The organism is Confluentibacter lentus, from assembly GCF_002806995.1.
In the GTDB taxonomy this organism is placed as follows: domain Bacteria; phylum Bacteroidota; class Bacteroidia; order Flavobacteriales; family Flavobacteriaceae; genus Confluentibacter; species Confluentibacter lentus.
Map to the genome: position 1 here is coordinate 358082 of NZ_NIHE01000001.1, position 26465 is coordinate 384546.

Here is a 26465-nt window from a genome sequence, read left to right on the forward strand (position 1 = left end):
TATTATTAAGAAAAGTTACATGTGAATTAAAAAAAATATTACTTTTTTAGCTTATCATCCACTTTATAAAACTTTCTATATATTAAATAACTTATGCCTGCTACTAAGATATAAGGAATTGCCATAAGATAAACAATCCCATCATTAATCCCTTGCGCAGCGGTTTGCCCTTCTTCACTTTCCAAAACCGCTCTACACATGGCGCATTGCGCATTTGTCTTGAGACAAAAAACAAGGAACAAAAGATAAAAGGTTATTTTAGTTTTCATTTCACTGATTGTTTCGTTCCTACGTTATGCATAATATGGAGAAATCATAATATAAACAATAACACCTGATACCGCTACATAAAACCAAAGCGGAAATGTTATTTTAGCTATTTTTTTATGTTTTTCTATATTATTAGTTATGGCTCTTACATAAGTAATAAGCACAAATGGAATAACAATAATTGACAATAATATATGTGTTATCAATATAAAATAATATATATATTTTACAACACCTTCACCTCCAAATTTCGTAGAATCGCTTGTCATGTGGTAAGCCACATACATAACTAAAAACACTACGGAACACCAAATAGCTGTGGTCATTAAGTTTTCATGAAGCACAATATTCTTGTTTTTAATTGCTATTAAAGCAATAACCAAAATAATAGCGGTTAAACCATTTATGGTTGCATAAATAGGAGGCAAAAAAGAAAGGGGCTCTACATTGGGTATTTTTACCCCAAATAAAATAGCTACAGCTATTGGAATAGCTACGGATAGTATGACAATTAATTTGTTGTACTTTTTATCGTCTAATATTTTTTCAGAATTATTCATTAAGCAATTTTTTTAAGTCTTCTTTTAGTGCACTAATTTCTTCTTTTGATCCATCATCATCTACCTTTTCTTCTTCTGAAACTATGCCTTTATAGTAAATTATAGGATTTCCAAATTCATCTTTTCTAGATCGAATAAACCCTTTCTTATCTATTAAAGCAAAGTTTCCCGAATGTTCGAATCCGCCCAAAGCATTTTCTTCTTTAGCGGTATATAAATTAAACCCTTCGTTGGAGAGTTTGTAAATGGCATTTTGGTCGCCAGTTAATAAATGCCAGTTCGGATTTGTAATACCATATTTTTTAGCATATTCCTTTAATACTTGGGGTGAGTCATATTCTGGATTAATGGTAAATGAAGCCACTCCAAAATTTTCAAAATCATTGAACTCATTTTGGATTTGGACCAAATTTGAATTCATTCTTGGACAAATGGTTGGGCAGGTTGTAAAAAAGAATTCAACAATATATACTTTACCTTCGTAATCTTTGTTTGATATGATGGTACCATCTTGGTTTGTAAAAGAAAATGCTGGCACTTTTTTTGGTTCACCATTAATTTCAATAAATGCTAAATCGGATTTAGATTTTTCTTCTAGTTTTTGGTCACTTCTACTTTCTTTTCTAGAGACGTCATCATTTGTAATTCTATCAATAATTCTTGGAATGAAATAAATACCAAAAACCAAAATAATAAAGGCAATACCTATGTACGAATAATTAGTTTTCTTCATCATCTTCTTTTAAATCGTTTGCCCTTCTGGTTGAGGAATCAAAATCGCCTGTTCTTTTCTGTCTGTATTCAGTAAAAAGAATGCGCATATCTTCACTCATTTTATTTTTTATTTCAGCGACCTCAATACAATTATATGAATATAAGCCAAGAACAGGGTTGTTTTTGGCAATGTCGTTATCTTCCCTATCATCCAATCGCCCTCGTTGGTTTAAATCCTTATCTATTATAAACACATTATCGGTTGCTAAATTGGCATCTAAAACGGCATTTCCTTTTAAGCTTTTAAATAGATTCTGAATGTCTTCTGGTTCTCCGAAAACAAAATGCCAAAACCTAATATCTTCGTAAGAGTTGATTTCCTGTTTTAAGGATTCCACCTCATCTTCGGTTCCAAAAGGCATAACAATCACTACTTGAAACCTTTTGAATCCTTTAAATTTATCGTAAACTAATTCTTTTAAATTGGAAGCAGTAATTGATTTTTCCAAAGGATGATTTCCTAAAAACCCCAACACGGTAATATGGTCACTTAAAACAATCTCATCATTTGAATCTGATGAAAATCCGTTTAAATCCAATACCGATTCATTAACAATATCCAATGGGGTATAATTATGGGTAGCAGGATATAAAAACAATAAAAAAGTAACAGGAAGAAAAAACAGAATTCCTAAAACTACATAGCGGGCAACTTTTTTATAATCCATTGAAGTATTCTGTTATTGTAAACCGATGTGCAAAAATAAAAAAGGTGGTTTAAATAACCACCTTGAATTTATCTTTTAACAATATAATATGAATTAAAAATCTCTTTTTATATATCCAGATGAATAGATACTTTCAATATAACCTCCTTCTTGTAATAAGATGAAGATTAAATATAAAATTAAGAATATAGCTGTCCAAACCACCATACGACGTAACGCTTTAACCTCATCGCGCATGTGCATAAAGTCCCAAGTAATATAATACGCCTTTACTAAAGTTAGTATGATGAATATCCAGTTTAGAATTTTCATTCCTATAAACTTTGCCATTAAGGATTCTGGCTTGTAAATACCTAAAACTACTTCGATAGCGGTTATAATTGACAAGAAAATTAAAACGCCCCAAATTTTTTGGGTATTGGATTTAAACTTAACTAAGCCTCTAAATATTTCTAATTTATGTGCGTGTGCCATTTCTTAATATTAAATAAAATTAAACAAGGTAGAAGAACGTGAATACAAATACCCAAACTAAATCTACAAAGTGCCAATAAAGCCCCACTTTTTCCACCATTTCATAGTTTTTGCGTTTTTCGTAAGTTCCTAAAATAACATTAAAGAAAATAATGATATTAATAACAACTCCAGAAAATACGTGAAACCCGTGAAACCCTGTGATAAAGAAAAAGAAATCGGCAAATAACGGAGAACCATATTCATTTTCGTGCAAGTTGGCACCTTCAACAACATGGGTTCCGTTGTTTTTTAATTGCTTTAATGATTCTGCTCTTGAAAGCACTGTTTTTTCACCATTCTCATCAAGCAATTGTGTTCTTACTAAAATATTATCATGAGCTTCTAAACCATTAACGACTTCTTCAACAGTATAGGTTGGCAACGTTCCTTCTGAAACAAACCAAATACCATTTTTCCTTTCATGCTGTGTTCTTTCGCCGTGTTCTGCCACAACAAAATCTCTTAAAGCAACTCTATGACCTTCAGTATCTACAAATTGTAAAATGTTACCTCCCTTTGTTTGTACGGCACCAAAATCACCTTTAATAAATGTTGCCCATTCCCAAGCTTGAGAACCCACAAATATTAAACCACCAATGATGGTTAAAAACATGTATAACGTTACTTTAGCTTTATTTAAATGATGGCCAGCATCAACTGCCAAAACCATGGTTACAGACGACATGATAAGAATAAACGTCATAAACGCTACATAAATCATCGGTAATTCTTGGCCATGTAGAAAAGGTACGTGAGTAAATACTTCGTCGGCAATTGGCCAATAATCTATAAACTTAAATCTTGAAAATCCATAGGCTGCTAAAAACCCAGAAAATGTTAAGGCATCAGACACGATGAAAAACCACATCATCATTTTACCATAACTTGCTTTTAATGGCTCGTTACCACCTCCCCAAGCTTTACCTTCAATTTCAGTAGCTACAACTGTATTACTCATATATATTGGTTGTTTTTTAAAAAAAGTTGCACAAAAATAATCAATTTATTTATCTAATAAAATATAAAAACAAAAAGAGATACACCCAAAGTATATCAATAAAGTGCCAAAAGGTAGATGCGAGTTCAAAACCAAGCATTTTCGAAGCATTATACTTTTGTTTAAAATGATTATAAATTACCACCAATAAACAAATTAACCCAACAACAACGTGCAAAATATGCACTAATGCTATCAAATAGATGTAAGACATGGTTACATTACTGGTCGGTCCCGTAAAATTATAACCTAAATCAATAATTTGCTGAAAGCCTGAAAATTGATTGAAAATAAATACACATCCCAAGATAAGCGTTACAAATAACCATAAGGTAGTTAGCTGTCTATTATCCTTTTTTAATGCTTGTTTTGCCAAAAAAAACGAAACACTACTTAATAAAATAACTACTGAACTTATTATAAATGCATTTGGCAATTGAAAATCTTTCAACCAATCTGGTCTAGAACTGCTTACCACAAATGCACTGGTCCACCCTGCAAACGACATGATAAGCGAAATAATGCCAAACCAAAGCATCATTTTCTTTGCTCGATTGTTTTTTTCTTCTAAAGTACCTTGAGTTAAATCCATGATTTATCTTATAAATTTATCGATAACGTAAACAATTTGAACCAATGTAATATAGGATACGCTTGCCAGCATCAATTGTTTTGCAGCTTGCTCCGTCATTTTTTTAAATAATTGAATGGCATAATACAACATCCCGAGACCTAAAATAAACACCAAAATAGCTGCTATTACAGATAATTGTAACTTACCTGTAAAACCAAAAACAGGAATAATAGAAACTAACAGTGTCCAAATAGTGTACATAATGGTTTGTACCGATGTACCTCTGTCTTGCTTGCCTGTTGGCAGCATAAAAAACCCCCCTTTTTTATAATCTTCAAACAAAAACCAACCAATGGCCCAAAAGTGAGGGAATTGCCAAAAAAACTGCAACGCGAATAATGTACCTGGCTCTATTCCAAAATGATCAGTAGCAGCTACCCAACCCAACATAAATGGAATGGCTCCGGGAATGGCACCAACAAAAACCGATAATGGTGTTTTTGTTTTTAGGGGCGTATAAACGCAGGTATATATAAAAATTGAAATAGCACCAAACATAGCGGTTTGCTTGTTGATGGTATATAAAATAATCATTCCCAACAACGTAAAAACAGATGCAATAATAAAGGCTGTATTAACAGACATACGACCAGCGGGTATAGGCCGGTTTTTAGTGCGATCCATTAAAGCATCTAAATCTTTTTCAATAATTTGATTAAAAGCGTTTGAAGCCCCAACCATAAAATAACCACCAAACGCCAATAAAACCAAGGTTTTAAAATCTACTATATCAACACCTAACAAATAGCCAGCAAGCGATGAAAAAACCACACTTACTGCCAGTCGCATTTTAGTGATTTCCTTAAAATCTGATATAACAGAATGTGTTGTTAATGAAGAATTTGTAGTGCCCAACGTTTTATGTGTAAGTCTCTTTAATAATGCGAGTGCAAAGATACTTTATTAATGTATTTTGAGCAATGCTTTTAATTATAAAAAAAAGGAAGTCTTTTATAAACTAAAAATCAAAATACCAATTGAACAAATCGGTTCTTACACCCAAATTAAACCACACCGTATCGCTATTAAATGCAGTGGCCGTTTCGGCTTCGGGGTTAAAGTTTCTAAATGTAATATCAGTAAATATTTTTAGGTTTGATGCTGGATTAATCACATAACCGGCCTGAATATTACCATTAAACGTTTTGGTTTTTATACCTTGACCCACTTCAACACCTGTATCAAAAGGTCTATCACTGTAATCTCTATAAATATCACCACCATAACTAAAATCATCTGTACCATCATTAAAATCCAGTCCTCTCAGGCCAAAAATAAGTTTGGCATCAGCAAACCATCGTTTATAATGGTAGCGGCCAATGATGATAGCTTCACTAAAATTAGCGCCCCATAAATGCGCCATGGATTGGTTATTGTGACCATAATTCAAAACCGTATTATGCGAATAGGTATAAGGCCTTATTCTATTATATTCAAATTGTAACAATAAATTATCAACTTTAAAAGCATTATAATATTTAACTCCAAGTTGATATCCAAATTTATTTTTCCAACTTTTTTCTCCGCCTTTTACATCGCTCAGGGAAAACTCGTCTAAAATAAATTGGCTGTATAGGTTCACGTTATTGTTCCATTTGTATTTTGCTGAAGCCCCTAAAATAGCATTTCCCGCTCCTTGCCCTGTTTCAAATTCTATTGCTCGGTAAAATATAATAGGATTCAAATAGTTTACATCAAAACCTCTATCGTTACTATTAGTCCATAAAACCGATTCAAATAATCCCAAATTAAATCGTTTAGACACGTTCCAACTCAAATAATGGGTTGCCATATATTTGGTTAAAAATGCCTTATCCTGAGTAACTTCTGGCCTTACATCTTTTAACCACATCCAAGTATTGGTATATTTTATTTTCCAGAACGTAGTGTTTAATTTTAGAAAAGGATGCGGACTAGCTACATCACTCAATAACAAAGAACGATAGCCGTCACCTATAAAATTTTTACCATGTCCGAATTGAACATTTAAAAACTTTGCTGGCGAATATGACAAATAAGCCTCTGCTACAGGATAATCATAACTATTTGTTTTAAAACGTTTTGCAATACCCCGCCCTGGAATAATAGCTGGGTCTGGGCCAAATGCTTTTAAGCTTTCGGCATAAGTGTTAACATAGTTTGCAAATCGACCCTGGCTTTCAAACACCGAGGTATAAAAATTAAACTTTTCACCTAAGCCACCTTGAACCAAAAATCCACGTGTATTATTGTAGGTTGAACCAAAATCGGCTTCCGTATCTTTACCTACTTGTAAATCTAAAATAGGGTCAATGGTGAACCAGTAATCTTTACCTTGTAGCTCAACCAAATGCTCATTCCAAAGTTTTTTTTCTGCCCAAGTCCTTGATTCCTTTTTTAGTGATTCTTTTTCTTTTTCGATGTCATAAAACCTAGAAACGTCTTCATAAATAAAAGGTTTAGATGCCGTATGGCTGTTCGTTCCAATCCTATTCATATGGCTATCAAATCTAGCATAATCACTATGTATAAACGGAATATTTAATTGACTGGAATAGGCCTTGTTGGTAAATGCGGTTAGATTATTGTTTACACTATCAAATTCTCTTTGGGCTTTTTGTTGCAATTGAGTTATCTCATTTGCTTTAGAAGTATTATCTGTTGAAATCTGTTGATTAACCAACGGTATTTTAATAGCTATAGAATACTGCTTAAATGTAGGTTTTCCATTATAAGTACCTGGTTTTATGGTTGGAAACAAGCCAAAAACACGCTTCGTTTCTTCCTTTAGCTCATCATACATAGCATCGGTATAAACAATCTTAAATTGTCCTTCAGCATTAACTTCAAAAATAACAGAGACTTCACCATTATAATTGGCATTGGAAACATGTTGAGGCACTTTGAAATTTTCAAAAATAAATTGGCGCACCTGACTGTTAAAACAATTTTGTTGTGCATCAAAAGAAACTCCCTCACAATTGGTATAAACTGGAGGTTTTTCATTATGAGATGTTTCTTGTGAAAAAGTATTATATTGAACTAAAAATAGAAGTAGTACAATGAATCGCTTCATAAGAGTTGGAAAGAATTGATTTTAAAGTGGAAAGATAGTATATTTTTAATAACGAACCATTAAAAAACCGCTATCACTGTTATGATAACGGTTTAAAAAAATATCAAATTTTTATATTACTAATTCTGAACCTGAAGCACAATTGGCAAAGAATAAATAACACTTACATTTTTATCTTGCTGTTTGCCCGGTGTCATTTCTGGAATTTTATTGATGACCCGCTCCGCTTCTTCTTTTAGTTTTGGATGCGTCGCCCGTGTTTGAATATCTATAACGTGGCCTGTTTTATCAATCTTAAACTGTGTATTAATTACTTGTTTCCCTGACAAACCCAGTTCACCAGCTAAATTCGGGTCAAACTGTTTTTGTACCAATTGGGATATTTTATCGGACATACATTTTCGTTTAGCATCATTGCTTTTTTCCTTTTCACAACCGGGATAGATTGGCACTTGTTCTATAAAATCTAGATGTATTGGAATATCTTCTGGAACATCAACAACTTTCACATCCTCAGGTGATATTGGACTATTTGTAACAGGAGGTTCTGTGAAAATTTCTAGGGTTTCTTCAATAATAGGATCTTCACTTATTATTGGTTCTTTAAAGCTAACGGGGGTCTTTTTTACCAATTCTTTTTTAACTTCCTCTTCATAAACTTTTACGGGTTCATTAAAAACGAATAAGTCATTTTCCTCTATTTGAGGACAAGCGGTAACAATACCGTCTGTTTTTTCAAATTTCATTTCAAGCATACCATAGGCTGCCATTAAACATACAATTAACCCTACTTGAAAAAACAGAACAGAGTTTTTTTGTAAATTTGCATCATGTTTTTGTGATTTTTTTACGACTTGAGCATTTTGCCGAATGCCGTCGTGAGTCTTTTTTTGAGTTCTCATAATATTATAGTTTAAATGTTAATATTATGATAAAATCACAATAAGCATACCAAAAAAGAAATCCCGTTACAAAATTTTGTAACGGGATTTTATATTTAATATAATTTAAAAAAATTACTCTTGAACCACAAAAACTATTGGTAATGAATATGGTACAGTAACTGCTTTACCACGTTGTTTACCTGGCAACATTTTAGGCAATAAATTTACAACCCTCGCAGCTTCTTTTTCTAACCCTGGGTGTGGAGCTCTAGCCTGAACGCCAGTAACAGCACCTGATTTATCAATTTTAAACATAACGGTAATACGTTGTCTACCAGATAACCCTAAATCACTTGCCAAGTCTGTATTAAATTTTTTACTAACAAATTCTTGAATCTTATCAGACATACATTTTTTCTTAGCATTGTTGTCCCCTTTTTCGCAACCTGGAAACGTTGGAACATTTTCAATAACTGCAAAAGGTACTTCAAGATCTTCCTCTACTTCCTTCACTTCAATTTGTTTCACTTCAACAATTTTTTCTTGTTGATTGGTTTCGGTTGACTGTATGACCGTTTCCTCAACCTCTTCTTCATCTTCAACAATTTCTATCACCTCTGTAGGAGCTGGAGGTGGCGGTGGAGGCGGTGGTAATACTTGTTGCTGGGTTATTGGAATTTCTTCTTCTAATTCTTCATCTAAATTTAATTGACCTATATCTATGTTAGATTCATCATAGGTTTTATAATTAATAGCAAAATTGGTTAAAAATAACATGAGCATTAAACCAATTGCGAAGTAAAGCGAACTATTACGTCCAACATTAGCTTTAGGATTTTTTTTAGGTTCCATAATTTATACTGTTTTTGAAGATTGCTAAAATAAGTATTTATTTATCAAAATTGCAAGCGTTTATAATTTTTTAACTGTATTTATATTTTTTAACAATAATAGAGATGCGGCAAATAAAACTCCCAAGGAATTAGCAAGTACATCAAACACATCAGCCTGTCTTGTTGCTGTAAACACTCCTTGTAATACCTCAACAATTATACCAAAAATAATTGATATAACAGAAGCGTATACAATGGCTTGTATTTTTCCTTTTTTAAATTGAAAAAAAAAAGTACCAAACCATAAAAAAGCTAAAATAACATAAGTTAATGAGTGAAATATCTTGTCGCCAAAGGACACGCCCATATCTGGTATTTTTTTTAATGGCATCAAATAAATTAAAGCCAATGCCAAAGAATAAAAAATGGTTATTAAAAACACCCGCTTTTTAAGCACCTATAAGATTTTTATATGCCTCTGCAGATAATAAACCATCAACCTCGTTTAAATTTGAGCATTTAATTTTTATCATCCAACCATCGCCATAAGGGTCTTTATTAACCTTTTCTGGTTCATCTTCTAAGGCATTATTAAATTCAATGATGTCGCCAGATAGTGGTAAAAACAAATCTGAAACCGTTTTTACAGCCTCTACTGTTCCAAAAATTTCTTCAGCCGCCAATGTTTCATCTAAGGTTTCAACCTCAACATATACAATATCACCTAATTCACTTTGTGCAAAATCTGTAATACCTACAGTAGCAATATCGCCTTCAACTTTAACCCATTCGTGGTCTTTTGTATATTTTAATTCTGATGGAATATTCATGTCATTGTTTTAAGTTAAATATGGGCAAATGTATCTATTCGAACTTTAAATTCAAACAGATATTTTTAATTTCCGAAATTATATCTTAACGTAAATCCAGAACGGATGGTTGTTTGTGGAAATGCTGTTGAAATGGCATATTCAGAAAACGAATAATCAAAATAAAACAAGGCTGTTAGGTTTTTACTAAACGCGTAATCGGCCGAGTATTTTACGCTCCAAATGGTTTGTCCAGAGGTTATTTGATTATTTTCTAAGTCTAAATACCTTATGATGGTTTTATTATCTCTTATGGAAACATCTGCTTTCATATTTAAATCGCTCACAATACGTTGCGTTGGGCCCGCTAAATTAGAGCGGATACGTAAATCCTTTATTCTATAGCCTAGCCCTAAAATGTATTCATTCCCTTGAATTTCGGTCATTAAATTATTATCAAAACTCAGTGATAATAATCGATCCTTTTTAATTTCGGCCAAAATCTTTATGGAGTTTTGCATTTCCATATCGATTCTAATGAGCGGACTGAACATTTCAGCCAAATTGATGTTACTATACAAGACTTGGTTTTTAAAATTCCCTGATTGATCTAAGTCATCATTTGGTTGCGATGCATAATCTAAACCATAATCGATACCATTAAAATCCAAATTAGATCTAAATTGGTTAATAGTATATGTCGAACGGTAGCCATGGTTTACTGAAAAACGCCTGAAATTCTTTTTAAACCAAGCAAACTTCATAAAACCCGTGTATTTTAAGTCCCAATTAGGAATGGGTACATTCCTAAACGCTCCCAATTTTACTTTACTAGCATCTTGCCCAGTATAAGCTGCCAAAAAAGCTGGCAATAATACGGCTTGACTATTTTTGCCAAACCCATTTGGATAACCATCAGTATCTACATCGTTAACATCTGCACCTCTTTCTTGTGCCAATCTTCTAGCAATGGTAAGTCGGTTTGCTCTAAAATCATTAAACGCATCTGATGTATTTTCATCACTTACACCAAACGCCGTTTTAATTAAAAGTGTAGAAATATTAAAATTACCAAACGTATTTGGCGTTAATGATTCATATTGTAAATCTCCAGCATTATTATTGACTCTAAAGTTTTCTGTGTAATTTTCATAATACGTTCTGTTACCTATAACATCTATTTGTAAATCGGTTACAGGTTGTAAACTTGCTGAAAAATCCAATTGCTTTGTATGCGTTTCTGTATATTGTTGGTTAAATTCTGGATACAAGGTTAACCATCCACGACTGGCTGCTAAATACCTAATGTCACTTTGGCTACCAAACGTATAACCTAAAGTTGGTTTAAGCGTTCCTATAAACCCAGGTGTTTGTAAATACCCTGGTAAAAAAGTACCATTGTTTTCGATGTAATTAAATTGAATTCTTTTTATACTAGTTAATATATCTACTCCTGCGTTTAATAGCTTAGTAGTTGATTGACTTTTTCTGTTTGTTTGAACCGGATTGCTTTGTCCTGGACCAGGAGGCCCACCCCTGTTGGTATTTGTTGTGCTAGCTCTTGAAATAGGTTTTTTAACCAAGCCAATATATCTATAAAGCTTATTCATGTCTAGCGACGAATTAAGACGATGGGTGTTGGCATTTTGAATGTTATTCCCTAAATCATAAGTCTGCCCATCGAGTTCCAAATTGCCATATAAATCAGAGCCTTTTTGCCATTGAAAATCTCCCATATATTCATAAGTGGCATTAATAAAATTGAAGGTTGGGATTTTATCTAACGGTAATTTATAGGTAAGTCCTAATCTTTGCGATTGTCTGTTGGGGTCACCAAAATCCAGAAAGCCATCCCAAACATCCAAATTGGGATCTTGTTCGCCATTTAGAATATCATCTTTGAAATAATTGCGTACGATATTATTATTAGCTGCCGTAAAGTTTAACTGTAACGAATTCGTCAAAGCATAATTAATGGTGTATTGAAAATCGAAGGTGTAATTTCTTCGGAATAACTCTTCAATACCAATATTGCCTCCGCCAAGGTCGATATCCCTAAATTTTTGCTTGTTGAATTGCCTATTAATATCGGTATTGATGGTAAAACTTGTTGGTAATAAATTCACATTAAAATCTTTTAGTATTCTCCAATACTTACCAGTAAACAAAGAATCATTCTTTTTAAAAGGCTCTACGGTAATAGGATTAAAGTTGAAAGCATAATTGGCACCCACCCTAACTGTTTTAATTTCGGAATTTTCTATTTCAAAATCACGATGCTCAATTTCGTTATAAGAATAGTTTAATGTTAAATTTTCCACATCATAAAAACGTGGTGTGGCATCGGTTGTTCTTGTTTTTCTAATGCCTATAAAATTAATGCTTTGTCGTTTTGTATAATCTTCCGATTGTTGTCTTACAATCTCCTTTTCATCACTCGTATTTGCCGCATCTAATCGAGATCGCAGGGTTAAATCCTCATAAAACTGATCATATTTAGGTGTAATGAGTTCTTCACTTTGCCCATAGTTGAATGGAATTTGAATGCCCCATTTTTTTGGTAATAGCTGCCCTACGTTTATGTTGGTAACCACATCATATTGCTTGACGTCTTCTAAGCTACGTTGACTTGGCCCTTGGTCTAAGCTACCAAAACCAGAGGTACTTTGTCTTCCTGTTGCGCTAATGTTCATAAAATCGGCGAAATTGCTATCCATACTTACTACAGCGGCCCAGCCTCCTTCGTTATCCATATCGGATAATCGAAGTTCATTAAACCAAACTTCGGCACAAACATCATTACTGTTCGTAGCGTTTTTAACCCCAACCATAAGGGTTCTAATATCACCAAAATTTGGATTTCCTTTGACACCGATACGATGCTGTCCTGCAACATAGCCCGAGAATGGATCTGTAACAGCAACTAATTCACCGTTTACAACATCATAAAAAGTGGGATCTTCATTTATTAAAGTTCCATCTGAAATCCCATTTGATTTAATCTGACCCAAGAGTTCAATAGCCAAATTAATTTCATTTTCTTCAGGCCAAAGACCTTCTCTTGAATTAGAGGTTGATACTTGTAAAGGAATCTCTATTTGATAAAAATTTTGGTTTAAATCGTTACCTATGCGTATAAAACCAACCAAATCATTATCAGTTAAAGACCCGAAATCACCTGGTTCTGCGTGTAAAAACATTCGTAACTTTTTATATTGACGCATATCAATACTAATATTTTTGAATACCCCTCTGGAATCTTCTGATTCTAGATTACATACATTAAGTACTAATGATTGTTCATTTTGTGGTATGACTGTATTATTGTTAAAAAGTTCTTCGGGTTCGATTCCTGGCGGACGGCTATAACTACCTTCATTGTCTAGTGTACCAATAACCCCGACTGAAAAATCTGTTTGTGTATCTTCAGGAGTTGCATCATTTTTATCTAATGCTTGGGTATATCGTCTCCAATCGCTTCTTACCAAATCTAAAGTCCCAAACCGAAAAACGGTGCTTTCAGTAAACTCTTTAAGAAAAACACGGGCAAAACGAACCGATCTTAAATCAGTAATACCACCAACAGCCTTTACATGGCTTCCTTGAACAGGAACTCTAAGAAGGTACCATCTAACATTTTGACTATCTCCATTAGCAAGTGCGCGGGGTCTTTCTTTAAAATCCCTTATAAATTCTTTTAGCGGATTGGAGTCAGGCATATTATCAAAGCTTAATTGATCTTCCGGTAAATTTTGCCTTGTAATATCTAGTTCATACTCAAAATAACTATCAATCGTGTTCATGGTATTATCACGGTTGATATCTTCTACATCGGGTTGGGTGTTGGCACCTCTATCTGTATTGCTAAAGGTGTCTGGTGTATTGCCTTCTACACCATTGTATTGTTTATAACGGTCAAAAATATCACCATCTGTATTTAAAAAGTAGGTGTAGTTATCTTTTGCGGGGTCGGGGCCAAATTGAGCTCCAAATACAGCGGCTTCTTCCGCATCATTATAGCCATCATAACCAACATCTTGATTGGTACGTTCCTCTCCTGTGCTATCAAACGCATACACCAATGATTGATTTTGAGGCACCACAGTACCCCAAGCCGTAGTTGGCAATAAACTTACATCACCACTTTTTGGCAAACCATTCTCGTATAATTTACGTCCGTCTTTAATAATGTCTTCAGAAATGTTTCCTAGGTTAAAAACCAATTTACCGCCTGGATTTGTTGGGTTTTCTTGAAAGGGGTCTTGCAACCAAAACTCAATATATTCCACATTTGCTTGCTCTAAATCGGTTGATGTTAATTGGCGTGTAATACCTGCCCAAGATTCTTGTGGATTACTGATAACACCATTAGCGGCAGTGGGATCGAAATTATAAGGCCCTCTTTCAGTTGGATAATATGCTAGATCTAAAGTAAATAATACCGAATTTTGACCTTGTACCAATTCCCTATCAGGAAACAGTTCATTTATAAAAACACGACTGGTGTATAAACTGGACAAATCGTCGTCTGATATACCATTGGGTCTTTGGTTGGTATAAAAAATAGGATCGATAGTATACCAATTTAACATGGCTCTACCATAACCATTTTGAATCCCATTATTATCATCACCCGGCGAATTTGTTAAATCTAACGGCCTGCTAGATAAAAACCACGACAATTGAGATTTTAAATCGATGGCGTTTTGAGTTCCTTCAAAATCATCCACATACGAGGTAGCTTCGCCATTAAGATTCGTGCCTTTGGGAGCTCCGGGCACCAAATAAGCAAACTCACCTCTTAGTGACAAATTAGATTCCACATCAGTATCTATATTTGGCAACTTATTTACCAAGCGTGTCAAAAAAGGCACTTTCGTGGCATAATTTCCATTCATTCCAAAAATGGTATTATTAATTGGCTCAGTACCATAATTGGCTTTTTGTGTTATAGGACGTTCACTTAAGTTTAAAAGTGTACCGCCTAATACAAAGTTCTCGTTGAATTTATGTTCAATATTAATTCCTGTAAAACGTCTGGTTTGTTGACCAAAAACGGCATTGTTTTCTGTAGAAATATTAATAGGTGTATTAGATGCTTTCAAAGCTTCATCTAAGATTTGAACACGCCCCAACTCATAGTTTACAATATAATCAATCCCTTCAACCAAAACACGACCTCCAGCAGTGACTTTTACAGACCCCCTGGGCACATTAAAAGCTCCAATGGAAATACCATCACCTCCTGTAGATTTGTAACGTCCTTTTATTTGAAATTTATTTTTTTCAATCGCTTCCAAAGCTGCTGTCTTAGTACTTTTATAAAGTACATCATACACATACTTGGCCTGATTTTCGTTATATGATCCGGGATCGTCATAATTACCACCCCCTAATTTATTAAACAGATATTCCCCAAAAGGCTCTGCATTTGGGAAAATTATTTTTCCGTTTTGTTGTAAAACCGTTATCCCTGGAACAAAGTCAAAAAAACCATCACCATTCGCTTGTGGGTCATTGTTGAAATTTAATTTATCTAAATTGAATACTCTTAATAAAGTAGATTCTTCAATTGGTTTATCATTTCCAGTAGGAGGAGGAAATGGTGTTGAACCCACTGGCGTAATATAATTTAAGGGAGACGCTTCGGTATAAAAAATGTTTAATTTAAAATCATCTTGGCTCAAGTTATAAGCCCCTGTATCATAAATGTTTTTCATCATCAAGTCCCAAACAGGTTGCGTCACGTTTGTGATACTGCTTTTTAGCATTTTTAAAACCAGATTGGAATTGACTACATTGGTTACTTGTCCAGAACCATTGGTTGTAACACTGGTTGCATCTATACCATCATTAGCAAATTCACCTACTTGATATACCTGACCGCCAACAGTAAACTGAAAAGCGACTGCCAAAACCTCATCATTATTTAAGCGTTGATTTAAGGAAATATAACCCAAATTTTTGTTTAATGTATATTCTTGACCTTCTATTAATTTTCGTGCATTTTCTAATTTAGCATAATCAAACCCTTCCCTTGAATTGGGAACTAAAATACCCGTTTGTACACTAGCAATATCCCTAATGGCATTTGTTAATTGTGAACCCGCTCCGCCAATATTTGTTGGATCCAACCCATTGTTTTCATTACTTGGAAATGCACCAGGACCCGTAAAAACAGTGACTCCAGCGTTTCCAAACTTTTCGTTTTCACCTAAATCTTGAAGGGCGACAATATTTCTAACGTTATCGGTTCTGTTACTACGGTTGGTAATCCAAACCTCTATTCTTGTGATTTGTACACCTCTATTATTTAAAAAAGGATAGGTTTGTAAAGATTGGTCATAGGTATCCCTAAAATATTGTGATAAATAAAAGTGTCTGTTCTCATCATAATCCCTAACAAATAATTCAAAATCTTCAACCGTTCCGCCTCCTTGAGCCACCACAGATGTTGCTTGCGACTTTTGTTCAGAAAAAACGCCCGTAACGGTGGTTTTCCCAAATTGCAATTGTGCCTTCACACCAAATAAACTTTGGGCACCTGTAATTAAAGAACTGTTTAAAGGCATGCTTACGTTACCGACTTCTATTTTTTGAATGATGTCATCTTCGGTTGGTGTGTATTCTAACTTGATGAGATTTTGAAAATCAAACGTGGATTGTGTATCATAATTTGCGGTTACCTGAAGTCGTGTTCCTACTTTACCAAGTAAACTCAAACTAATACGCTGGTCAAAATCAAAGGTGAAATTACTTCGGTTTCTTGGTGAAAAAGAGGGGTTATCTTGTCTAGAAAAAAGAACGCCCAAATCCATTTCTACAGATCCTTGTGGAACGACTTGAATGGTGTCACTACCAAAAATGGATTTAAAAAAATCTGATTTTACATAAAACTCTGGCAATAAGTTTTTCTGACCATCTTTAGAGCCATCCTTTTTACCATCAAAAGCATCTATTTTTTCTTTATAATAGGCTTTCAAATTTTCCCTTGCCACCAAATCTTGATATTCCTTTGGTGTTAAGATTATGGGATAGTTAATATTATAATTCCCAATTTTTTCGGTGAAAATATACCTATCAGTAATAGGGTCGTAAGTGTATTTAGACTCAATACTATTAGGATTTGGTATTTTAATATTACCTAAATTAAAGCCAGATATGATGGAATCGGAATCCTGTTCGGGTTCTTGGGCCCGAGCCATGAGAGAGAATAAAACAACAAAAACTAAAACAAAGTATTTTTTAATTATTCTATAAAAAATATCATTAGTTGTATTCAAATCTATTATAAATTTTTTAAAGCCTGTTTTATAATGGTTTCCACATTGGCATCGGGTTGCGATATTAAAATTTTATCTACAACACGCTCTGCTTGCTTTTTAACAAAGCCAAGCACTTCCAATGCAGATAACGCTTCATTTTTATTGGTATTGTCTTTAGAAACTGAAACTTCATCTATATCATAAATCTTTAAGATTTTATCTTTCAAATCAATGATGACACGTTGCGCTGTTTTGGTGCCAATTCCTTTAATGGATTGTATCAAAACAACATCTTCTTTTGCAATACCTTCCTTTATTTGCATAGGAGTTAAAGACGAAAGCATGGTTCTTGCAATATTGGCTCCAATGCCGTTAACAGAAATCAACAATCTAAAAATATCCCTTTCTGCTAACGAAGAAAACCCATACAGCGTATGGGAATCTTCTTTAATTTGTAAATGTGTGTATAATTTTAAATGTTCATTATCAGGTATTTGAGAGTATGTATGCAGAGATATATTGATAGCGTATCCAACACCATTACACTCTATGACAACATCCGTTGGGTTTTTATCAACTAACTTTCCTTGAATATGAGTTATCATTTTACTTTAGGTTATGCTACCAAATGTAATGAAATTATTTACGCTTGTCTATTTTGAATTCCCCTTTTCTTTTTCCCATTTTTCCTTTTGTTGTGCATCTATAACAGAAATAGCCGTCATATTAACAATTTCGTCTACACTCGCTCCTAATTGCAAAATATGAACAGGTTTGCGCATTCCCATCATGATAGGCCCAATGGATTCAGCTTTATTTAATTCTTTAAGAAGTTTATAAGTGATGTTTGCTGATTCTAAATTTGGAAAAATAAGGGTGTTTACCTTTTTACCAACTAATTTAGAGAATGGAAATGATTTTTCAAGCATTTCACTATTTAAAGCGAAATCTATTTGTAATTCACCATCTACTAATAATTCTGGATTGGTTTCATGGAGAATGGCTACTGCCTCCCTAACTTTTGTTGTTCTTGGACTAGGAGATGACCCAAAATTAGAAAACGTTGTCATGGCCATAACAGGTTCTAAACCAAACATACGCACGGTTTTTGCTGTCATTTGGGCAATTTTAACCAAATCTTCAGCTGGCGGATCGATATTTATAGAGGTATCACTTAAAAATATGGGCCCTCGTTGTGTCATCATAATATTGGTTGTTGCAACTCTTTTTGCTCCTTTAGCCAAACCAATTAACTCCAACATAGGTTTTACAACTGCTGGATAACTCAGCGAATATCCAGAAATAATAGCATCAGCATCACCCTCATTAACCATCATGGCAGCAAAATAATTACGCTCACGCATGATACGTTGTGCCGAATAAAGCGTTACTCCTTTGCGTTTTCTTTGCTCCCAATACACCTTGGCATACTTGTTTTTTCTGGTTTCTTCTTCATCAGATTTTGGATCGATGATTTCAATATTGGCATCAAATTCGATTTCAGCCATTAACTTTTGAATCGTTTCTTTTCTTCCTAACAAAATAGGAATTGCGATGCCTTCATCATATGCTATTTGTGCCGCTTTTAAAACATCTAAATGATCAGCCTCTGCATATACAACACGTTTTGGGTCCATTTTTGCTCTGTTGGTAAGCAATCTAATCATTTTATTATCCGACCCTAATCGTTCCAATAATTCATCTTCATATTTTTCCCAATTTTCAATAGGATTAGTAGCAACACCACTTTCCATAGCGGCTCTTGCTACAGCAGGAGGCACCTGAGCAATTAACCGAGGATCGAAAGGCTTCGGAATAATATAGTCTTTACCAAATGTTAACCTAGTTTCACCATAGGCAATATTGACCTGTTCAGGCACAGGCTCTTTAGCCAATCTTGCCAAAGCCTTAACGGCAGCCATTTTCATGGCTTCGTTAATTTTTGTCGCTCGAACATCTAGAGCTCCTCTAAAAATGAAAGGAAATCCTAGCACATTATTCACTTGGTTAGGATGATCCGAACGCCCAGTTGCCATGATGATATCCTTTCTTGTATCTACCGCAAGCTGATACCCTATTTCAGGATTAGGATTTGACATAGCAAACACAATAGGGTCTTTAGCCATTGTCAAAAGCATTTGTGGACTAACAATATCTGCCGTTGATAAACCAATGAAAACATCGGCATCAACCATCGCTTCATCTAATGTGTCAATTTTTCTGTGGGTAGAAAATTCGGCTTTTTCACTCGATAAGTTTTCCCTATCATTTCTAATCACGCCTTTACTATCAAGCATGACCATATTTTCGCGTTTTGCTCCACAAGCCTGATATAAACGAGAACAAGAAATAGCTGCGGCTCCAGCACCACTAATCACGATTTTTACGTCTTCAATTTTCTTCTTCGTGATTTCCAGAGCATTTATTAAAGCGGCTGCTGATATGATAGCTGTTCCATGTTGGTCATCATGCATGACTGGAATATCCAATTCTTCTTTTAAGCGTCTTTCAATCTCAAAAGCTTCTGGGGCTTTAATATCTTCTAAATTGATGCCTCCAAATGTAGGCGCAATCATTTTTACGGTTTGAATAAATTCTTCAACATTCTCCGTGTTTACTTCAATATCAAAAACATCGATGTCTGCAAATATTTTAAAAAGCAATCCCTTACCCTCCATGACAGGTTTTGATGCTTCTGGCCCGATATTCCCTAAACCTAAAACGGCTGTTCCGTTTGAAATTACAGCAACCAAATTTCCTTTGGCCGTATATTTATAAACGTTTTTTACATTTTTTGCTATTTCTAAACACGGTTCGGCAACACCTGGAGAATACGCCAAAGATAAATCTCTTTGAGTGGCATATTTTTTTGTTGGTACAACTTGAATTTTTCCTGGGGTTGGTTTTGCGTGGTATATAAGCGCCTCTCTGCGTTTACTTTCTTTGCTCATAGGGTTTTAGTTATAGTGGTTGTCAAAATTGAGAAACTAAGTTGTTAAACAATCCTTGCGTGTGTATACTATAAGGATTTCGTTTAAGTGACAAATATAATAATCCTATACTTTAAACCGCTATTCTTTCAAGAAATTGATGTTTCTTTTTAAACCCTAAAGTTTATTTGAAAATTTGATGATGACGTTTGGTTTTTCTATCATACCAAATAAAAACCACTTCAATAATTAATAAATATTATTTTTAATAACTTTATACTTGATAAGGATTTATAAATGCATCAATATCTGACTTTAACAACACAGGATTAGCTCCTTCATTTTGAGCGACCATTGCCCCAACGGCACAAGCAAAATCTATGGCCTCTTGGGGATTTGCATTATTAAGCAGCTGACTTATTAAAGCGCCTAAAAAAGAATCACCAGCACCTACAGTATCAATTACTTTTATTAAAAAGCCGCTATTGTAATAAAGTTTATCATTGTATAACAATACAGCCCCGTGGTGTCCTTTAGTCACACAAATATGTTTCGTATTTGTTTTGTTTGCAATGTACATTAAGTTTTGCTCTAATGAATTATACTTAGACCCCATTACCTTGCTCACTTCATAAAGTTCATCGTCATTGAATTTTATAAAATCTGCGTTGTTCATTAAATGAACCAACACCTCTTTAGTGTAGTATGGCGACCTTAAATTAAGGTCAAAAATTTTGTATTTGGCAAGTTCTATCAGTTTATACAATGTGCTTCTAGAACTTTCGTCCCTTGCTGCAAGGCTTCCAAAAACAAAAGCATCCGAATTTTTAACAGCGGCTTTGTTTATTTCCGTTAACCTTATTTTGTCCCAAGCCCTTGGGTATTTAATATCATAGGAGGCCGACCCCTTATCATTCAGCATCACTTTTACTTTCCCTGTTTTGTACTCATTATGAACTTGAATACAGCTAGTATCAATCCCTACTTCTTTAATGTAGTTAAGCAATTCAGCACCATTTTTACCTTGACCTATAGCACTAATCATGGTGACGTTATTTCCTAACGCCTGCAATCTATTGGCAACATTTAAAGGCGCTCCGCCAATTTTTTTATGCGTGGGGAATACATCCCACAACACTTCTCCAAAACATGTTATTTTAGACATATTATTTCATCTGTTTGCTATTATTGTCTTTAATTGTTAGATGGAACACTTTTAACAATCATTCTCGTATCTGTGAATACTATTCTCATGAATATTTCATTTGAAAGTTTAAAAGGGTGTTTCATGAAACACCCTCTTAATTTAAAAAAAACCAACTCAAAAAACTAAACAATTTTATGATTAAAATTAATATCCAGGATTTTGTTCATATAAACCTCCTGTAAAATCAATCTCTCTTTGTGGTATTGGATAATACTCATCGCGTCCTGCAGTAAACTGAGCATTAGCAAGAAAATCTTTTCTTGTTCTTTCAACCGCTAAATATGCATTTAGCACAGGTTCTGCTATGCCCCATCTTACTAAATCAAAGAATCTTGGCCCTTCCATACCAAACTCCAATCTTCTTTCAAACATTAACGCTTTAAAAGCATCTGCTTTAGACATTCCCATGGGGTACATCCCAACATTATATACGTTTGAAGCCCCTGCATCAATTTGTCTTTGAGTACTTGCCGCTGCACGTGTTCTAATTTGATTAATAATGGTTACACCTGCATCTACTTGATTTAATTGAATTAATGCTTCCGCTTTAAACAATAACACATCGGCATAACGTATAAAATCAATATTTTTAGAAGTACCAACAAAAGGCCCTTCTTTTACATAGCATGAACAATCTGGTGCTTGTTGCTCTTTCATGTTTCCAAAATAGCCATAAACACCCGGGTCTCTTGCCCAACTGAAATTGTAAATCATGTCACCAGTATTATTTACTGTATTACGATATTTAAACGGACGACCAGGTATTCCAACTGTGTGATCGATTCTTGGATCTACAGTAATCCCAGGAGCCAATGGCGTTTCACCATTTCCATCAACAACATTAAAAATGCTTGTATTATTAAAAGTATCTAATAAAGGTAACCCTGAAGCATCTGTTTGGAACGCATTTACCATATTTTGGCTAGCCAAATGGAATCCACAACATCCATACAATCCCGTACCATGTGGTGAGTTTAACCCTGTAACAAAACTTGTTCTACCAACAGTTGTACCATCATTTATAGAAAACTGAACAGCCCAAATAGATTCTGTACCATTATCAAAACCATCTAAAAAATTATTTCCATAATCTGCTTCTAACCCCCCTGTAACATCGTCGGCATAATCAATAACTTCTTGCAATTTAGAAGGGTTTATATTAGTTACCTGATGGGTATCATTTTGCTCATAAGCTTGGTATAAACGCAATTTTGCTAAATAAGCAGCTGCGGCATTTTTATCGGCTCTACCAACTTGGTCTTGAGATTGTGGCAACGTGTTATAGGCAAACAAGAAATCGTCTGCTATTGTATTCCACAAGGCATCATTATCAATATCATTAGAAGCTAATGCTTTCTCTTCAGGAGTCATATCTTCTGTTATATAAGGTATTTTTTTGAAAAGCAGTTTTAACATAAAATGAGAGTGCGCTCTTAAAAACCTAAGCTCAGCTTGTCTGATAGCTTTATTTGGATAGTCTGCATCTGGTATAATGTTAATTACAGATAAGGCAAAATTAGCTCTTGAAATGGCTCTATAATAAAGTGTCCAAGTTCTTGGTGTCATCCAGTCGCCCTGATCTGCCGCAGTAAGGTTATATTGCTCATATTTATCTACAATATCAACATCACCACGACCTCCTCCTCCTTTATAAGCGTCATCCGAACGCACACTACCGTAAACCCATTGAGAGGTTATAGGGCCAACCATATCATCGTTACCAATTGCAGCATATGCAGCAATTACCAATGCCTCTGCATTATCAGCCGTTGCAACATTTTCACTTGAGAGTACACCTTCTGGTTCGTATTCTAAAAAATCTTTACTGCATGCAGACAATATTATTGTTGCAAGTAAACAGCCAATTATCTTTATATTTTTTTTCATGACTTTTTTATTTTAAAAATTAATGTTTAAACCAACAGATAATGTTGTAGGTACTGGAATTCTATTTACATCTATACGCTCTGGATCTGAACCTATATAACCTTTAGGTGTAAACCAAAATAAATTCTCTCCTTGACAGTAAACACGTAGTCCTGTCATTCCAGCCAATTTATTTATAGAGCTTTCAGGAAAAGAATATCCTAATTGCATGGTTCGTAATTTAAAATAGGAATTTTTTCTGTAAACATAGTCGTTGTCTCCACCAATATTATTTACTAATGATAATGAAGGAACATCGGTGTTAGTATTGGTTGGTGTCCATGAATTTAAAACGCCAGGACCAGCATTTTCACGACCTTGTGTGAAATTATTCCAGAAAATATATGGGTCTGTTCCTATTCTACCTGCAACTCCAGAACCAAACATTGAAAAATCAAAGTTTTTGTAGTTTAAATCTATTCTAATACCATATTCAAGATCAGGTACTGTAGTTCCAATAAAATCTCTATCATCACCATCTATTTTTCCATCATTATTTAGGTCAACAAACTTGACGCCTCCTGGTCTGGCATTACTTGTTTGCACACCACCGTTTGGATGCGCATCAACTTCAGCCTGACTTTGAAATAATCCATCTGTTTTATACCCAAATATTGAAAATACTGAATGTCCTAATATAGAATTATCTGCTGTACCGGGAAATCCCGCAAGAACATCTGCTGGTAAATAGGTGATTTTATCTTTAAAAGCTCCAAAATTTGTAGAAACCGTAAAACTAAAATCATTATCATAAGATTTAGAATAACTTAAAGCTAATTCCCAACCTTTTGTTTCGGTAGAAGCGCCATTTAACACACGTTGCTGCCCTTCTCCTAACACAGATGGAATTGGTGGTGTAGTTAAAATATCACTTGTTTTTCTAGTAAAATAATCGAACGAGCCACTAACAGCATTATTAAATAAACTAAAATCAATACCATAGTTGTATTCTTTAGTTGTTTCCCATTTTAAATCTGGATTTTCAGCTTGTGTAGAAACAAACCCAGATGGTAAAGTACCCGTGTTATTACCATTTATGTCATAAGCAGTACCAACATTTTGATAAATTTCAAAAAATCCACCTGAAAGTTGTGCTTGATTTTGTCCATACCTTGACTCATATAATCCGAAACGAGCTACATTTCCAATTTCTTGGTTACCAACTTCACCATAACCAACACGAACTTTTAAATCTGAAATAACATCTGTTTTTGGGAAGAAATCCTCATTCGTAACTTTCCACCCAACTGTAGCTGCTGGAAAAATACCATATCTGTTATTTTTACCAAATCGTGAAGAACCATCTCTACGTAAAGTGAACGTTGCCAAATATTTATCGGCATAAGAATAATTCAATTTTCCAAATTGTGAAAGCAAACTATATGCAGTAGAAATACCATTACTAGTTCGAGCACCAGTAGCCGCATTTAATACAAAATATGATTCTGATTCTACTGCAAAATCATCTGCCTGTAAGAATAACGTATCAAAATTCTCGTTAACGGATTCAACTCCTAAGATGACTCCAAATTTACTTTCTCCAAGCTCTAAATTATAATTTAAAACATTAGAAAAAACTAACGATGATAATTTATTGGTGTCATAAATAAGTCTATTCGTGCCTCTGGTAATAAATCCGTTATTTACCTTTGGCTCAATATTTTTCTTTTTAAAATCACTAAAATCAATCCCCAAAGTAGATCGGAATGTTAAATTCTCCATTAATTGCAATTCGGCATAAACGCTCCCAAAGAAATTATTTTTTGTGGCATTATCCCATCTATTTAAATATTGCATTAATACAGGATTGTTACGGTCAGAATATCCAGCTCCTAATGGACCTGCAAAATTACCATTGGCATCATAAACAGGAAGTGTTGGTGCTAGAGTAATAGCCAAACCGGGTGTTGGAGCACTACCAACGTCAGGTGTAGCTAATGTCTCATCAGAAGTAGAAAATTGAGTATTCATACCAAACTTAAGTTTATCATTAAATAACTTTGTTGAACCATTAATCTTTGCAGTATACCTATCGTAATTTGTATATTTAAGCATCCCAGTATTTTTTAGATATCCCATATTAAAGAGCAAAGATGATTTTTCACTACTTGCAGAAACCGTTACTTCGTTATTAAACACATAACCTTTTTCATAAGTTGCATCTTGCCAATCGGTATCTCCAACAGGGACGTTAGGATCTCCACCAACAAATGGCTTAACAGTTACGCTATTAAGAACAGGATTACTAAAATCACCATTCCAATCAAAATTATAAATTTCACCATAGCCACCATTAGGATCTGCGCCATCATTAACAGAAGCTTGCCATAATGCTTGGCCTCGTTGTTGAGCATTTAACATATCATAACGTTGCTTTTTCTCTGATTGGACAGATATGTTCGAGTTTATACTTACTGTTACTCTTTCTCCTTTTGCACCAGTTTTAGTAGTAACTACTATTACACCATTTGCAGCTCTTGAACCATAAAGTGAAGAAGCTGATGCATCTTTTAGTATTTGAATAGATTCAATAGCATTAGGATTTAGACTCGCAAAAACCTCCTGGCGCTTAGTTGGCACACCATCTATAACATATAATGGGTCGTTGTTACCCAGTGTAGTAACACCACGAATAAGTATCCTACTATTTAAACCAGTAGGATCTCCAGATTTTTCGACAAAAAGTCCAGGAACTCGTCCTTGTAATGCCTGCATGGCATTACCTGAACTTAAACTTTGTCCTTCAACTGGTGCTAAATCAACTACAGTTATGGCGCCAGTAATATCTACTTTTCTTTCTCTGGAATATCCTGTTACAACAATTTCATCTAACGCTGCGGCATCTACTTGCATGACAATGTCTATTGAAGAACGCCCGCTAATTTCTATCTGTTGGGTTTGGAAACCTATGTAGCTAAAAACCAATGTGGCATTTTTATCAACATTTTCCAGTACATAATTACCGTCAAAATCAGTTGCAGTACCTTGGCTTGTGCCAGATACAACTACAGATACACCAGGTAAAGGCATCCCATCTTCTTGGGAGGTAACAGTACCTCTCACCTGTGCCTGTGTCCAAATGCTTATAAAAGCAAATACGGGCAGAAATAAAAGTTGTTTTAATTTCATAATTAATT

General features: G+C 34.4%; 19 protein-coding genes. All 19 read right to left on the reverse strand.

The features are described from left to right. Nucleotides 1-38: 38 nt before the first annotated feature. The 19 genes from CDH50_RS01615 to CDH50_RS01705 all read right to left on the reverse strand — a co-directional run bounded on the left by CDH50_RS01615 (nucleotide 39) and on the right by CDH50_RS01705 (nucleotide 26457). On the reverse strand, nucleotides 39-269 hold the full coding sequence (locus CDH50_RS01615; RefSeq protein WP_100610135.1) for a hypothetical protein: 231 nt from the start codon (nucleotides 267-269) through the stop codon (nucleotides 39-41). 24 nt (nucleotides 270-293) lie between these two features. Continuing rightward, nucleotides 294-830 (reverse strand): DUF420 domain-containing protein, encoded by a 537-nt coding sequence (locus CDH50_RS01620; RefSeq protein ID WP_100610136.1) that lies wholly within the window; start codon nucleotides 828-830, stop codon nucleotides 294-296. Continuing rightward, on the reverse strand, nucleotides 823-1566 hold the full coding sequence (locus CDH50_RS01625) for an SCO family protein (protein WP_100610137.1): 744 nt from the start codon (nucleotides 1564-1566) through the stop codon (nucleotides 823-825). The genes CDH50_RS01620 and CDH50_RS01625 overlap by 8 nt, the downstream gene beginning before the upstream one ends. Next, nucleotides 1550-2272, reverse strand: a complete 723-nt coding sequence (locus CDH50_RS01630; protein WP_100610138.1) for a hypothetical protein — start codon at nucleotides 2270-2272, stop codon at nucleotides 1550-1552. Before CDH50_RS01630 ends, CDH50_RS01625 begins: the two co-directional genes overlap by 17 nt. 93 nt (nucleotides 2273-2365) lie before the next feature. Next, complete coding sequence (locus CDH50_RS01635; protein ID WP_100610139.1) at nucleotides 2366-2746, reverse strand: cytochrome C oxidase subunit IV family protein; 381 nt, start codon at nucleotides 2744-2746, stop codon at nucleotides 2366-2368. A 19-nt stretch (nucleotides 2747-2765) separates the two neighbouring features. Beyond that, nucleotides 2766-3746: a cytochrome c oxidase subunit 3 gene (locus tag CDH50_RS01640; protein ID WP_100610140.1), complete on the reverse strand. Its 981-nt coding sequence runs from the start codon at nucleotides 3744-3746 to the stop codon at nucleotides 2766-2768. A gap of 49 nt (nucleotides 3747-3795) precedes the next feature. Further along, nucleotides 3796-4377 carry a cytochrome c oxidase subunit 3 gene (locus CDH50_RS01645; RefSeq protein WP_100610141.1) on the reverse strand — a complete coding sequence of 194 codons (582 nt, stop codon included), beginning with the start codon at nucleotides 4375-4377 and terminating at the stop codon, nucleotides 3796-3798. A 3-nt stretch (nucleotides 4378-4380) separates the two neighbouring features. Next, nucleotides 4381-5274, reverse strand: coding sequence for a heme o synthase (gene cyoE / locus CDH50_RS01650; RefSeq protein WP_100610142.1), 894 nt, complete (start codon nucleotides 5272-5274; stop codon nucleotides 4381-4383). A 103-nt stretch (nucleotides 5275-5377) separates the two neighbouring features. After that, complete coding sequence (locus tag CDH50_RS01655; RefSeq protein ID WP_100610143.1) at nucleotides 5378-7474, reverse strand: gliding motility protein RemB; 2097 nt, start codon at nucleotides 7472-7474, stop codon at nucleotides 5378-5380. 119 nt (nucleotides 7475-7593) lie between these two features. Next, the gene (locus CDH50_RS01660) at nucleotides 7594-8376 is read right to left on the reverse strand and encodes an energy transducer TonB (protein WP_100610144.1); all 783 of its coding nucleotides are present in this window, start codon (nucleotides 8374-8376) and stop codon (nucleotides 7594-7596) included. Nucleotides 8377-8490: 114 nt separating this feature from the next. Beyond that, nucleotides 8491-9210, reverse strand: a complete 720-nt coding sequence (locus tag CDH50_RS01665) for an energy transducer TonB (RefSeq protein WP_100610145.1) — start codon at nucleotides 9208-9210, stop codon at nucleotides 8491-8493. 60 nt (nucleotides 9211-9270) lie between these two features. Next, nucleotides 9271-9582, reverse strand: coding sequence for a VanZ family protein (locus CDH50_RS01670; RefSeq protein ID WP_157804923.1), 312 nt, complete (start codon nucleotides 9580-9582; stop codon nucleotides 9271-9273). Between the two features lie 58 nt (nucleotides 9583-9640). Continuing rightward, complete coding sequence (gene gcvH, locus CDH50_RS01675; RefSeq protein WP_100610146.1) at nucleotides 9641-10021, reverse strand: glycine cleavage system protein GcvH; 381 nt, start codon at nucleotides 10019-10021, stop codon at nucleotides 9641-9643. Between the two features lie 65 nt (nucleotides 10022-10086). Continuing rightward, nucleotides 10087-17283 carry a T9SS outer membrane translocon Sov/SprA gene (sov, locus tag CDH50_RS01680; protein WP_100610147.1) on the reverse strand — a complete coding sequence of 2399 codons (7197 nt, stop codon included), beginning with the start codon at nucleotides 17281-17283 and terminating at the stop codon, nucleotides 10087-10089. 5 nt (nucleotides 17284-17288) lie between these two features. Further along, nucleotides 17289-17870, reverse strand: a complete 582-nt coding sequence (gene ruvA / locus CDH50_RS01685; protein ID WP_100610148.1) for a Holliday junction branch migration protein RuvA — start codon at nucleotides 17868-17870, stop codon at nucleotides 17289-17291. A 48-nt stretch (nucleotides 17871-17918) separates the two neighbouring features. Beyond that, on the reverse strand, nucleotides 17919-20216 hold the full coding sequence (locus tag CDH50_RS01690) for an NADP-dependent malic enzyme (protein WP_100610149.1): 2298 nt from the start codon (nucleotides 20214-20216) through the stop codon (nucleotides 17919-17921). A 253-nt stretch (nucleotides 20217-20469) separates the two neighbouring features. After that, nucleotides 20470-21360 (reverse strand): carbohydrate kinase family protein, encoded by an 891-nt coding sequence (locus CDH50_RS01695; RefSeq protein ID WP_100610150.1) that lies wholly within the window; start codon nucleotides 21358-21360, stop codon nucleotides 20470-20472. 186 nt (nucleotides 21361-21546) lie between these two features. Beyond that, complete coding sequence (locus CDH50_RS01700) at nucleotides 21547-23289, reverse strand: RagB/SusD family nutrient uptake outer membrane protein (protein WP_100610151.1); 1743 nt, start codon at nucleotides 23287-23289, stop codon at nucleotides 21547-21549. A 12-nt stretch (nucleotides 23290-23301) separates the two neighbouring features. Next, a complete protein-coding gene (locus CDH50_RS01705) occupies nucleotides 23302-26457 on the reverse strand; it encodes a SusC/RagA family TonB-linked outer membrane protein (protein ID WP_100610152.1) in 3156 nt (1051 codons plus the stop codon). Nucleotides 26458-26465: the final 8 nt, after the last annotated feature.

What these genes read in the sequence shown, in the direction of transcription:
- CDH50_RS01615 (WP_100610135.1), bottom strand. Translation starts at nt 269, where the DNA reads ATGAAAACTAAAATAACCTTTTATCTTTTGTTCCTTGTTTTTTGTCTC.
- CDH50_RS01620 (WP_100610136.1), bottom strand. Translation starts at nt 830, where the DNA reads ATGAATAATTCTGAAAAAATATTAGACGATAAAAAGTACAACAAATTA.
- CDH50_RS01625 (WP_100610137.1), bottom strand. Translation starts at nt 1,566, where the DNA reads ATGATGAAGAAAACTAATTATTCGTACATAGGTATTGCCTTTATTATT.
- CDH50_RS01630 (WP_100610138.1), bottom strand. Translation starts at nt 2,272, where the DNA reads ATGGATTATAAAAAAGTTGCCCGCTATGTAGTTTTAGGAATTCTGTTT.
- CDH50_RS01635 (WP_100610139.1), bottom strand. Translation starts at nt 2,746, where the DNA reads ATGGCACACGCACATAAATTAGAAATATTTAGAGGCTTAGTTAAGTTT.
- CDH50_RS01640 (WP_100610140.1), bottom strand. Translation starts at nt 3,746, where the DNA reads ATGAGTAATACAGTTGTAGCTACTGAAATTGAAGGTAAAGCTTGGGGA.
- CDH50_RS01645 (WP_100610141.1), bottom strand. Translation starts at nt 4,377, where the DNA reads ATGGATTTAACTCAAGGTACTTTAGAAGAAAAAAACAATCGAGCAAAG.
- CDH50_RS01655 (WP_100610143.1), bottom strand. Translation starts at nt 7,474, where the DNA reads ATGAAGCGATTCATTGTACTACTTCTATTTTTAGTTCAATATAATACT.
- CDH50_RS01660 (WP_100610144.1), bottom strand. Translation starts at nt 8,376, where the DNA reads ATGAGAACTCAAAAAAAGACTCACGACGGCATTCGGCAAAATGCTCAA.
- CDH50_RS01665 (WP_100610145.1), bottom strand. Translation starts at nt 9,210, where the DNA reads ATGGAACCTAAAAAAAATCCTAAAGCTAATGTTGGACGTAATAGTTCG.
- CDH50_RS01670 (WP_157804923.1), bottom strand. Translation starts at nt 9,582, where the DNA reads ATGCCATTAAAAAAAATACCAGATATGGGCGTGTCCTTTGGCGACAAG.
- gcvH (WP_100610146.1), bottom strand. Translation starts at nt 10,021, where the DNA reads ATGAATATTCCATCAGAATTAAAATATACAAAAGACCACGAATGGGTT.
- ruvA (WP_100610148.1), bottom strand. Translation starts at nt 17,870, where the DNA reads ATGATAACTCATATTCAAGGAAAGTTAGTTGATAAAAACCCAACGGAT.
- CDH50_RS01690 (WP_100610149.1), bottom strand. Translation starts at nt 20,216, where the DNA reads ATGAGCAAAGAAAGTAAACGCAGAGAGGCGCTTATATACCACGCAAAA.
- CDH50_RS01695 (WP_100610150.1), bottom strand. Translation starts at nt 21,360, where the DNA reads ATGTCTAAAATAACATGTTTTGGAGAAGTGTTGTGGGATGTATTCCCC.
- CDH50_RS01700 (WP_100610151.1), bottom strand. Translation starts at nt 23,289, where the DNA reads ATGAAAAAAAATATAAAGATAATTGGCTGTTTACTTGCAACAATAATA.
- CDH50_RS01705 (WP_100610152.1), bottom strand. Translation starts at nt 26,457, where the DNA reads ATGAAATTAAAACAACTTTTATTTCTGCCCGTATTTGCTTTTATAAGC.